The following is an 11,733-nucleotide window of genomic DNA, read 5'->3' on the forward strand; positions in this document are numbered from 1 at the left end:
ATTGCTGTTATTTGATAATCATTACTCCATCGTGGTCGACAAGCAGACGCTCCAATTGCTGACGCAGTCCGTCCAGATAGCGTTCGATATCTTCTGCATTCGTAATAGGCAGTTTGGTCTTGGTCTGCAGTGAGGCCTGACGGATTCTCTTTTCCTGTTCCGGTAATGTTGGAGGAGTATACGACATGATTCTCTCTACCTGTTCCTGATAGAAGGCATCGGTATTGACATTGTTCTGCAACACCAGAATATTGGTCGGAGAGGTCTTAAGTTGAATCGTCGCTTCACGGTCGGACAATACGCTCACAGGCACATGTTGCTGCTCTGCCACCTGCTTGAGATAGTCGAACATATCATTGTAGGCCGCTTTGATTTTCTCACGCAAACGGTTTCGTACATCATCCAAGATTCCTGAAAGCTGGTTCATCAGCTTGATGTAGTTACGGAATGTCTTTCCGATAGGCCATGGGTCCTCTTTCACTTTACAGAATTCACCGACAGCTCCCTGCTGCTCCATAGGTACAAACGGGAAGTTGTAGATATTGTCATCTGCAAACTGAATGAGCTGTTTGTAGGTAGAAAGCTGGTCGTGCGTGAATTGCACCACTTCCTTGCATTTGTCGGTAAGAGCCTTGGCTTCATCCTTTGACGCGATGAGAAGGTTGAAGAATTTCAACGGATCACGCTCATCAAGCCATGATTCAAAGAGTTCAACAGCCTGGCGGATTGGCCCGGAAAAAGGATAGGTGATTATCTGTTGTTCGATATCCTTATAACCTTTGACTAATCTGGCAAGACTGCGCTCACTTTCCATGTCACGGCAAGCACGGAACAGTTGGGTGCTGTCGGTAGTGGATGGAGCGGAAGATATGCCGAATATCTCTTTCCAGGCAGCAATGAAATTCTGAATGACCTGTGGCGAAATAACTTGTGCCTGACGGAGTGTAAACTTGTTGCTTTCGTTCACAATGCGGTTGGCTACGGTCGTTATTTCTACGTTCGGATTGTTCGAATAAGAATAGTCGCGGTTGTGACGACGTACCAGTTCATTGATGACATAGAGGGTACAGATATTGTCCCATCCGTATGGCGCTTTTGAGAACTTGGCAAGCACATCCGATACGTTCACCTCTGCAAACTGCTTGTTCAGGTAGATTTCCACTTCGTGTTCTGCATCAGTAAGAGCGGCGTTCATGCCTTCATATTCCCCTGCTTCAATATTGCGCAGAATGGCCTTCTTCAACTGTTCCGTAGTACGGGGAATGTTTGGAGAATCCACCAGGTTTGCTTTCGTGTAAATTCCTGCCAGATGTTTCTCGATGGCTGCACGGTAACGGTCGTTTCCTTTCTTTTGTCCCAGTTCCGTTTCGTCAATCACACTCAGTCCCGAAACAATGGGGCAAGTGTCAAGAATCTTTTCAAATTCTTTTTTGATAAGTCCTTCGTAGAGTTCCTCAGCCCGTTTGGCAAATTCTTTGCGGGTGTTGGCATTGTCCTCGTTGGGAACAGGGGTAGCCATGTAACGTTCTGCCTGACAGTACCAGTAGAAGGCGTTGTACAAACGTCTGTTCTCACGATACTGTGGGCCTACATAATAGACCATCCGGTTGGCATTGCTATTCTGCAGGGCAAGTTGCTCGGCGGTATCATAATCCGGGTCCATCACGAATTCCACCATCACATCCGGATTGTTGCTCAGGAAAGTACGTTGTTTGATGGTCAGCCCTACCGAAAAGCTGCGGGTCTTGTATTGCTCCTTATTACGGAGGGCTGTGATATATTTATTGAAAATATCCTTCAGCTGCTCGGCCTGTGTATTGTTGTCCACCACCTGGCTTTGAATGAGTTGTGCCACCTTCATCTCTTCCTCGCTGTAGAAAGTGAACGTGTCTGGTGCGCCCTGCTTGCCTTGCTCGCGGCGGATGATGTTGTTATCACAAAGAAACTCCACAATTTTCTCCACCTCATTTTTGATGGTCAGACGGGGTGTTTCCATATTGTTTACCAGAAGTGAAGTCACATTATCCACGGTAGCCGGGAAAAGTAACTGGTCGGTCTGCGAAATATTGCAAATCATGAAGAGTACGTTGGCCACACGAACAGCCAGACGGGTCTTTTCGGGCTTGTCTGTCTGGTAAGTGCGTGCCATGCGGAGGGCATTGTCCACGGCCTTCTGTCCACGAGCCTGCAAGCCTTCCTCGAACATGTTGTTATAGAGTTCATCAAAAGAAATGAACTTACCCAACTCAGCCTCGGCATTGGCTTTGGCTGTAGAGTGAATCACCTTGATGATGCTTCGCTCATTTCCCTTTACTTCTTTGGCTACATAGCCTAAATTCAGGAAAGAGTTGAATACCTGCATAATCAATTTGAACTGATAAGGCACAAAAGGGTAGTAGTCTACAAAATCTTCCTGAGAATCATAACTGCTGTATGAATTAGGAAGTTTGAACTGAAGATCAAAACCGGCTCTATATTTATTGTATAAGTCAGCCAGCACAGGCTTTACTTCTTCCTTCTTGTCGAGGATACGCTTCTGCGTAATCACTTCCGGTTGTGTTCCCTTGAGCGACACTTTCACTTCGAAACGCCCCTTGATTTTACCTTCTTTGTCTTTTTCTTCGGCTATATGGCAATCGTCCATAATCTCCGAAAGATCTTGCTGTGCGGTACAAGCCACCCAGACCTTGTTATCACATGCTTCGGACAGTTTTGTAATGATTTCCTGAAGGTTGAGATAACGGTCGCGTTCCTTGTTGATGAACTGTGAAACTTCATCGGCAAGGAATATCAGGCGGTAGTCATCGCCTTTGTCTTTCAAATAAGCCGCCAGTTCCAAGCCAAAACGGTCGATGCTCATGTTCGTGTCACGCTTGATGATACGTTCGCGGATACTATCGACAGAGAGTGTCGGGGCCAGTTCTTTGGCGATGTCAAGCACCCAATCGAGTTCATTATCAATCAAATCGGCTGCCATACCCGGATCATTCCAATCGCCACCTTCCTCGGCAATGCGTTGCTTGAAAGCCTCAAACACACCTTTTTCTTCCAAAGGCTTTTCCAGATTCTGGGCCAGCGTAATGTTGAACTTATTAAAGCCACGTTTACCATTGAACTCGTTCCAGAAGACATGAAGGAAAGCCTTCTTTTTGTCGGTGGAGTTGTCGTAACTGGTTTCCAGATTGAAAATGCACGTATCGATGGTGGCACGCTTCATCCAGTTGGCTATGGATGCCAGCTGTTCATAGTCGAAACCCAGATTATGTTTTTCATCGAGGGGGTCGATGGCCTTGACAGCTTCAAGCAAACGGGAAAAAGCTTCGTCACGGGTAGACGGAGTGATGCAATAGTCAAGGTATTTCAGAAAATGAGATTTTCCCGACCCGTAGTAACCGTCAATCCAGATACCTACGTGGTCGTATGGCCGGTTGTTCTTTATCGCATCGAGAATACGGAAAAGGCCGTTGATAATCTCATCGGTGAACACGTATTCCTGTATTTCCACACGTTCTGTTTCCGGGTCAAACTTGGTGGCACTTACGGCAGGATTGACTGCACGGTCGATGGGCTTGCTATATAGTTCTTTCAGTTTCATGGGTTATTCGTTAATTAAAAGGGTGGCGCGATAGGTATGATTATCGGGAAGGGTGTCAAACAACCGGAAAGAGTTCTGGTCACGATGACCTGGATAAAACACGATAATCTTATATTTCTCCGTCTCGTTGTAATCTTCATAAAGAGCCAGAAACTCATTGACTCTCAAATAGGGATACATACTGCCGATACCGTACATGAAAACGTACGGGCGACGATACTGGTCCTTGATGGTGATATGGTCAATGATACGTTGATGAATAAACCGGACAAACTCTGGAGAATGTGCGTTACGGGTAAGCGTATCCTGCGTATTTTTTGCAGTAGACGGATCGCGCTGTTCTTTCTCCATCAAATATTTCAACATGGACGGATGACGCAGGAACTTCTTCTGGTCCAAGAAGTGACAGAACTCCTCAAACAGGTTCAACGTAAGCACATCCACATAGTTGATGGGACGGATAAGATTCGCTTTAAACTCTTGTATCTGTCTGCGGATATCGTATTCCTTGTCTGCCGGATATTGGTAGATAAAGAAGTTGTAGAACAAGTCTCCATTTTCCGGGTCCTGAAAACCGGGACTGTTCAGTTTGTCATCAAGCTCTTTTAGGGTCATAATAGGGTTTTCTTTATATTTTCTATTTCGTAGGGCTGCAACAGACAGGCTTCGAGAAACCAGGATGCACCTTTGGCCAGATAATAACTGAAGTTGCTGCAAACGAGTGCATTCAAATGGCTCTCCCGGTCCAGCATACCGACTTTTCGGAGAATGGTCAGATAAGCACTTGCCACCCGATCTTTGGTATTGTCACTCCAGGAATCAACAAACTCATCTTTCGCTGAGATTTCATTTAACTCCATCATGAGGTCCTCTTTTTTCACACTTCTGGAAATGCTGTTCCATTTTTTCATGGTCACATTGACATGAAAATCAAAGCATATTTTATAGGTCTTCAAGATTACGTAGAAAAGGGCGGCTACCTTGTCAGAATCATTCATTTTCAGAAAGTCATTCCAAAAATAGGCCGGCATCGCTTCATAGCGGCGCTTGATTTCAAGAATGGCTTTTGCACGTGAACGTTCAGCATTTATTTGCAACAGATGGTTGTTCACCTTCTCCTCATTCAGCAGTTCCTCACTATTGGTTGCCTGCAATAAAGGTAGAAGTGTGACGGTTTCTTCAAATAGAAAACCTCCCCCCGTTATGGCTGCTGTATATGGACTGTTTTTTTTATTCATTTTATGTTAGCATGTTTGAGCCATCCGTTCGTTGTTTGCTCTTCTGCAAAACGACTTGAAGGCGATTCAAAATTTTGTTTCCCCTATATTTATATATAAGGTCATATCTTTCAACAAAAATAATGTTTTTATTCGAAGTATCATTCTGAGACTAGGATTAAAAAGGCAATTCGCTTAAAAAAGTGTATTTCTAGATTCTTCCATTCATTCTTTTCCCAAGAAAAAACTTCTTCCAAACGGTCATTTCCCCGCTTTCCACTATCTTTGCGCCATGAATTACCTGGAACTGTTTGGAACCCTCGTGGGGTTGGTCTATCTGGCACTGGAGTATCGCGCCAGCATCTACCTGTGGCCGGTGTCCATCATCATGCCGGCCATCTATCTGGTGGTGTATTATCAGGCCGGACTGTATGCCGATTTCGGAATCAATGTCTACTACCTGCTTGCCTCGGTGTACGGCTGGATGGCCTGGAGCCGAAGGAAGAGAAAGACAGACCCGGCACAGCCAGTAGCGGAACTGCCCATCACTTCCATGCCGCGCAAGGTGTATCTGCCCCTGACGGCTGTGTTTGCGGTGTGCTGGCTGGCCATCGCGTGGATACTGATTGAGTGGACCGACAGCAATGTACCTTGGACCGACAGCTTCACCACGGCCCTGAGTGTGGTGGGGATGTGGATGCTGGCCCGTAAGTACGTGGAACAGTGGGGAGTATGGATGGTGGTCGACTGGGTATGCTGCGGACTATACGTATATAAAGGATTGTATTTCACAGCGGTGCTTTACGGCGTGTATGCCGTAGTGGCCATTTTCGGATGGAGAAGATGGCGGACAGCGATGAGGACTGAACCCCAGGTTGAAAACGAATAATGAAGCAAGTCGCATGGAACACAACGAGTATAAAATGTATTTATCAAAGGAGGAAAGGATGCAGACTGTCTTGCCTTTCGTGCCCGAAGCGGTAGTGGTGGGCAACGGCGATTTCCCTTCGCATCCGTTCCCACTGGCTGTGCTGGATGCTTCGCCGTACGTGGTGTGCTGCGACGGAGGGGCGGACGCGCTGGTGGACAGCGGACGGATGCCCGGTTGGATAGTGGGCGACGGCGATTCGCTCTCGGAAACGAATCGGGTGCGTTTTCACGACCGGATACATCGCATCTCCGAGCAGGAGACGAACGACCAGACGAAAGCGGTCACTTTTCTGGCCGACAAAGGCATCCGGCGGATTGTCTTCGTGGGGGCTACGGGCAAGCGGGAAGACCATACCTTGGGAAATATCAGCCTGCTCATGGAATACCAGCAGATGGGACTGGAGGTGGCGATGCTGACCGATTACGGGTCGTTTGTGCCAGCCGCCGATACGGAGGAGTTTGCAGGGTTTCCCCGTCAGCAGGTGTCGGTATTCAATGTGGATGCAGTGCAGCTGCGGAGCGAAGGGTTGCGGTATCCGCTGTATGATTTCCATAGCTGGTGGCAGGGGACACTGAACGAAGTGACAGGGCACGGTTTCCGCATTCAAGCAAAGGGTCGTTACTTGGTGTATCGTACTTATGAAGCAAAGAAATAACTCACAGTAGATGGGAATATTCACCGCCACCCGCCGTATATCAAAAAACGACTTATATTTAAGTTGTATCTGTACATATTCGTAACTATCTGATAATCATACAGCTAATATTTTCTAAGAAACGCAAGTGCATTTACCTTAAAACGCAAGTGCGTTTTGTCTGAAACGCCTTTACGTTTTCCTTCAAACGCACTTGCGTTTTGACCAAAACGTACTTGCGTTTTTCAGCGAATCGTTTCTGCCTGATTTTTAAGCAAATAAATCTTCTTTCTCTTGCTTTTCTCAAAAGAAAGTGCTAAATTAGGGCATCGTAGATTTTAAATGTAATGCCTATGAAAAAGTATGTAGCAGAATTAGTCGGAACAATGGTTCTTGTACTGCTGGGATGCGGTAGCGCCGTATTCGCCGGAGGAGTGGCCGACACAGTGGGTGCCGGAGTAGGAACCATCGGAGTGGCTATGGCTTTCGGACTCTCTGTCATCGCCATGGCTTACACCATCGGAAACATATCCGGTTGCCACATCAATCCGGCCATCACGCTGGGAGTGTGGCTCTCGGGAGGTATGAAAACCAAACGGGCACTGATGTACATGCTCTTTCAGGTGGTAGGCGCCATCATCGGCTCGCTGATTCTGACCTTGCTGGTATCGACCGGTGCGCACGGAGGACCTACGGCGACGGGCTCCAACAGTTTCGCACCCGATGCCATGGGACAGGCGTTCCTGGCGGAAGCCGTGTTTACCTTTATCTTTGTGCTGGTGGCCTTGGGGGCTACGGACGAGAAGAAGGGGGCCGGCAACCTGGCGGGACTGGCCATCGGACTGACGCTGATACTGATTCACATCGTGTGTATCCCGATTACGGGTACTTCCGTGAATCCGGCCCGCAGCATCGGACCGGCCTTGATGGAAGGCGGACAGGCTATCGAACAGCTCTGGCTTTTCATCGTGGCTCCGTTTGTGGGAGCGGCTTTCAGTGCCCTCGTGTGGAAGTTCCTGCGCACGGATAAATAAAGAAGGACCCTCGATAGCATGTCTTTTTCATTTAAAAAGCGTATCTTTGCAGCCGGTTTTTAAATAAAGGAAAAGATATGCTATCGCACGGAATTTATTCTATCGTTTTACTGATTTTTTCGAACATCTTCATGACGTTTGCCTGGTACGGGCACTTGAAGATGCGTGAGGAGTTCAGCTGGTTTGCCGCACTGCCGCTCATCGGGGTGATTGCGTTCAGCTGGGCCATTGCTTTTTTTGAATATTGTTTGCAGGTGCCGGCCAACCGACTGGGTTTCAAGGACAGCGGCGGACCGTTCGACATCATGCAGCTGAAAGTGATTCAGGAAGTGATTACGCTGACGGTCTTCACGATATTTTCCATGATTGCTTTCAAGATGGAATTGAAATGGAATCACTTGGCTGCCTTTTTCTGCCTGATTCTGGCCGTATACTTCGTATTCAAGAAATAAGCGGCGGGGTCAGTTCTGCCGGTCGCGCAGGCGCTGGATTTCGCGCTGCACATCGTACTGGTTGTTTCTGACTTTGTCTTTCCGCAGGAATTCTCTGCGCCGGATGGAGTCCTCGGCTTCTTTCCGGCGGATATACTCATACAAGTTTCCCGCATCCTCCTCCCGGGCAGGTTGCGGGTTTTTCTTTTTCTTCTTCTCTACGACGTTCAGGGTGTCGGGTTTCGCTGCCGGCTGGACGGCCTTGACGGAGTCGGGTGTGGCATAGACGGGCAGGAGAGGGGCTCCCGAAAAGGCGGGCTGGAAGGAGAGCATGGTATGGGTGGTGTCGGCCCGCTGGGCGGCGGAGCGACGGTAGAAGTTAGGTACTTTCAAGCTGTCGGCAGCAGTAGGCACGTAGTCGGCATACGTCTTCCAGGCGTTGGCATGCTTGCGGTTATGAGCCAGCATCCGTCCGCGGGGAGACAGATTATCGTAGAGGAAACCGATGAAATCAAGTCCGCCGATGCCGAAAGTTGGCCCTATCGGTGCATTGAGGTCCCTGTACACTCTTCCCGTAGAAGGCATCAGGCTGCGCCCATAGTTTTCATCCCTGTAGACTTGGTTGGGATTCAGGGTCCAGGAGATTTCCCATTTCTTGGGACGTCCGGTCACCAGCACATCGTACACGGGATCTTCTCCGAAACGAGTCCAGATGGTGTAGGGTTCCATGCGGACATAGCCTTCGGGTTTCTTCACCTTGGTGGTATCAATCAGGCTGCGGGGCACTTTCAGGTCGACCTTGAAGTCCATCCATTTCTTGTTGAGCGGAGCCTCCAGAGGCTTCTTCTCCAGCTTGCTCGCTGGATCAAAATCAAATTGAATCATTTTTACGGCATCCATGTTGAGCTGCAGTTCTTTTTCCTGCTGCTGAGCCATGGCCGGAAGAATACCGGCTGCACATAGGAATAAAGTCAGTTTGGATGATAAATGTGATGCGTAGTCCATGTCGTGTGTGTATTTATAGTCCTTTCACTCGTCCGCCCTGCATCCAGCATTTGCGGTAGTAGGGCTCTTCCAGCCGGCTGACGATGACGCCTGCACTGGTGCTGGCGTGGATGAATTTCCCGTCTTTCAGGTAAATGCCCACGTGGTTGGCAGTCTTCTTGCGGCGCCCGTCGTGGAAGAACACCAGGTCGCCTTCCTGCAACTTGCGTTTGCTCACCTTGCGGCAGTCTTTTGTCCGCTGGGCCTCCGAATTGCGCTGCAGTTTCTTGTGGTACACTTTCTTGTAGACGGCGGACGTGAAGCCTGAACAGTCTGTTCCCCGATGGGTGCTTCCCCCGTGACGGTAGGGCACGCCAATCCAGTCGGCTGCTTCTACATACAGGCGGTGGTTGTCGTCGGCATCAATGTCCATTTCCAGGCGTACAGCCGCACGTGCCAGTTCCCGGTAGTCCACGCGAGGGGCGCGGGTGCCGCAGGAGGAAAACAAAAGTGTGCACACCAATACAAGCATGCACACCGAAAAACGAGTGATACGGTTTCTGTACATATCATGTTATTTTAAAACAAATGTACACAATATTCTCGTTACCTGATAATCAACTTAGCGTATTTTAGAACCTGTTGAAGATTGTTTCATTTTATTCCTTCACCTCGAAATAGTCTTCCAGCTCTTTTCCTGCGGCACCGTCGGCATTGTCAAGGTCGCGAAGCAGGTGCCCCTGTTCCAACAACACAATACGGGTACTGAGGTCCACGGTGTGGCTCAGGTTGTGGCTGGACACAAGGATAGTGGCTTTATGCTCCTCGTAATAATGCTGGAGCAAGTGCTTGGGCAGCGACTGTGAAGTAGGGTCGAGGAAGTTGAACGGCTCGTCCAGAATGACGAGTTCCGGATTGTGAAGCAGGGCGGTGACGATACCCATCTTCTGCTTGTTCCCGGCGGAAAGGTTGCGGATGTATTTCTTTTCTTTCAGGATTTCATCGCCCAGAAAACGTTCATAGCGATGGATGCGCTCATGAAGGGTAGCGGCATCGAACCCATACATGCGTCCGCAGAACTGGAAATATTCTTCGGGGGTGAGGTAATCTATCAGAAAACTCTCGTCCATATAGGCTCCCACACGCAATTTCCACTCTTCACTTTGTGACACATCGGTGCCATCCAGGCACACGCTCCCGCTGTCGGCCTTCAGCAAATCGAGCATCAGGCGGAAGAGTGTGGTCTTTCCGGCACCGTTGTTGCCCATCAAGCCCAGTATCTCGGGCTCTTGCAGGGTGTAGTCGGGAATATCGACAGCCGTTTTGCTGCCGTACGTTTTTTTCAAGTTCTGTATCTTGATTTCCATAAGGATTCATTGTGATTGGTTACAAATAAAAAGTTACCTCGTTTCGCGCAGATTCTCCAAAAGTGAATGTCGCTTCCGGAGCACTTTCCGGTAGAGCGCCCTGCACCAAAGAGGATGAAGCAGGATGCCCGGCAGGCCCAGCAGGGCACAGACCAGATAGGCCGTAGAGGGTTCCATCCATAAGAACAGGATGCGGCAGAGGGCTATCGGCATAAAAAAGGCAAAGGCTACGCTCAAGGCCTGATAAGGAGAGTTCCACTGACCTTTTCCCATGAGGGAAGCGTCCAGCGGAGCGGTCTTCCGGTTCACAAGGGCCAGCAGCATGATGGCCGGAAGGGTGACACCGGCCGTGTAGACCAGCTGGCTGAAGACCAGCAGGACGGAGGTACCTCCCCAAATAAGCGCGGGCAGCATGCACACCAGTGGAATGACCAGCAGCAGGCAATACACGTAGTATTTGGCCCGGAACAGATAGAGCAGGGAACCGGGGCGCATCAGCAGTCCGTCGAGGTAGTTACCTTCATAGGCCATGATACGCGACAAGATGCTGATGGCGTATCCCGTAAAGCAATACACCACATACAGGTGCAGGCCGAAAAATTCTTCCTCACCGACATGGCTGAGACCCAGCAGGCTCAGTGCAAACAATACGATGACTACGGTCATCATCTGGAAATTTTTCCGGGGAGCATTGTTGCGGAATATCATCTTCAGCTCCAGTTTCATATATTCTCCCGTCAGTCCTAAACGGTCGAGGAAACGGTAGCGCCCGGTATGTTTGCTTTGCGGCACTTTTTCCCGGCGATTCAGTTCGCTATAGATACAAGCCACCTGTACCCGGCTGTTCAGGAAGCCCAATAGTACAATCACGACCAATACGCCCAGATAGGCCAGTACGCGGCCTTGCATAAAGGCCTCGCCCAAAGTCATGAAGAAACAGCTGATGCCTCCTTCCGGGAATAGGGATTCTGCCAGTAATTGCAGGCCATAGAACCCGAGAGGGAGAAGTACCCAAGCCGTATGACGGCGTTGCAGCGTACGTACCAGTACGCTCCAATAGGCGTTGGCCACCATCAGCAGCCAGATGCCTGCCGCATAGCCCACGACACCGGCTATACCGAAGAAACGGACCACGGTCATGGCCGCAAAAGGTACAAATAAAAAGAGCCAGAACAGATTGAACGCCTTCAGTCCCACCTGTACGAGCAGGACATTAATCAGTTGTTGTTTCCTGACCGGCAACAAGAGATAGGGTTTGATTTCCTGCGTAGGAGTCGGGAAAAGGAAACGCAGCAGAAAATCCAAAAACAGGATGCCCGGCAAGCAGGCATTGAGCACATCATAGGGTTCCATTCCGGAAAACCCCTTTTCAAAAACAAAGGGCAGCGAAACCCCGATTAAGACGAGGTACGCTGCCCAAAATGCGACAAACAGATAAATCAGGAACTTGGCAAAGCGGTTCCGATCGTACATCGGACTCCGCCTTGCAGCAAGTTTTTGATTTCTCCGTATTTCAGTAAATAACATACGCGGAGTAATT

The 11,733-nt window shown here is 49.2% G+C and carries 11 protein-coding genes; 4 read left to right on the forward strand and 7 right to left on the reverse strand.

Annotation, left to right across the window (positions count from 1 at the left end; genetic code table 11):
* Positions 1-7: 7 nt before the first annotated feature.
* Genes brxC through BQ7480_RS08770 form a run of 3 tightly spaced genes read right to left on the reverse strand, consistent with a single transcriptional unit; the run spans position 8 to position 4,833 of the window.
* On the reverse strand, positions 8-3,595 hold the full coding sequence (gene brxC / locus BQ7480_RS08760) for a BREX system P-loop protein BrxC (RefSeq protein WP_072542576.1): 3,588 nt from the start codon (positions 3,593-3,595) through the stop codon (positions 8-10).
* Positions 3,596-3,598: 3 nt separating this feature from the next.
* On the reverse strand, positions 3,599-4,210 hold the full coding sequence (locus tag BQ7480_RS08765) for a DUF1788 domain-containing protein (RefSeq protein ID WP_022354580.1): 612 nt from the start codon (positions 4,208-4,210) through the stop codon (positions 3,599-3,601).
* On the reverse strand, positions 4,207-4,833 hold the full coding sequence (locus tag BQ7480_RS08770; protein ID WP_072542577.1) for a BrxA family protein: 627 nt from the start codon (positions 4,831-4,833) through the stop codon (positions 4,207-4,209). Before BQ7480_RS08770 ends, BQ7480_RS08765 begins: the two co-directional genes overlap by 4 nt.
* Before the next feature lie 271 nt (positions 4,834-5,104).
* Between BQ7480_RS08770 and pnuC the strand changes: the two genes are divergently transcribed.
* The 4 genes from pnuC (at position 5,105) to BQ7480_RS08790 (ending at position 7,863) form a co-directional block, all read left to right on the forward strand.
* The gene (gene pnuC, locus BQ7480_RS08775; RefSeq protein WP_072542578.1) at positions 5,105-5,701 is read left to right on the forward strand and encodes a nicotinamide riboside transporter PnuC; all 597 of its coding nucleotides are present in this window, start codon (positions 5,105-5,107) and stop codon (positions 5,699-5,701) included.
* Between the two features lie 13 nt (positions 5,702-5,714).
* Positions 5,715-6,398 (forward strand): thiamine diphosphokinase, encoded by a 684-nt coding sequence (locus BQ7480_RS08780; RefSeq protein ID WP_083581789.1) that lies wholly within the window; start codon positions 5,715-5,717, stop codon positions 6,396-6,398.
* A gap of 332 nt (positions 6,399-6,730) precedes the next feature.
* The gene (locus tag BQ7480_RS08785; protein ID WP_072542580.1) at positions 6,731-7,411 is read left to right on the forward strand and encodes an MIP family channel protein; all 681 of its coding nucleotides are present in this window, start codon (positions 6,731-6,733) and stop codon (positions 7,409-7,411) included.
* 77 nt (positions 7,412-7,488) lie between these two features.
* The gene (locus tag BQ7480_RS08790; protein WP_022354575.1) at positions 7,489-7,863 is read left to right on the forward strand and encodes a DMT family protein; all 375 of its coding nucleotides are present in this window, start codon (positions 7,489-7,491) and stop codon (positions 7,861-7,863) included.
* A gap of 9 nt (positions 7,864-7,872) precedes the next feature.
* On the opposite strand, the gene BQ7480_RS08795 is transcribed toward BQ7480_RS08790, so the two are convergent.
* The 4 genes from BQ7480_RS08795 to BQ7480_RS08810 form a co-directional block, all read right to left on the reverse strand.
* Complete coding sequence (locus BQ7480_RS08795; protein WP_072542581.1) at positions 7,873-8,847, reverse strand: DUF4858 domain-containing protein; 975 nt, start codon at positions 8,845-8,847, stop codon at positions 7,873-7,875.
* 13 nt (positions 8,848-8,860) lie between these two features.
* Complete coding sequence (locus tag BQ7480_RS08800) at positions 8,861-9,358, reverse strand: C40 family peptidase (protein WP_072543964.1); 498 nt, start codon at positions 9,356-9,358, stop codon at positions 8,861-8,863.
* A gap of 127 nt (positions 9,359-9,485) precedes the next feature.
* Positions 9,486-10,193 (reverse strand): ABC transporter ATP-binding protein, encoded by a 708-nt coding sequence (locus BQ7480_RS08805; RefSeq protein ID WP_072542582.1) that lies wholly within the window; start codon positions 10,191-10,193, stop codon positions 9,486-9,488.
* 33 nt (positions 10,194-10,226) lie between these two features.
* Positions 10,227-11,720: a DUF5687 family protein gene (locus BQ7480_RS08810; protein WP_072542583.1), complete on the reverse strand. Its 1,494-nt coding sequence runs from the start codon at positions 11,718-11,720 to the stop codon at positions 10,227-10,229.
* Positions 11,721-11,733: the final 13 nt, after the last annotated feature.

The organism is Bacteroides mediterraneensis (assembly GCF_900128455.1).
In the GTDB taxonomy this organism is placed as follows: Bacteria; Bacteroidota; Bacteroidia; order Bacteroidales; family Bacteroidaceae; genus Phocaeicola; species Phocaeicola mediterraneensis.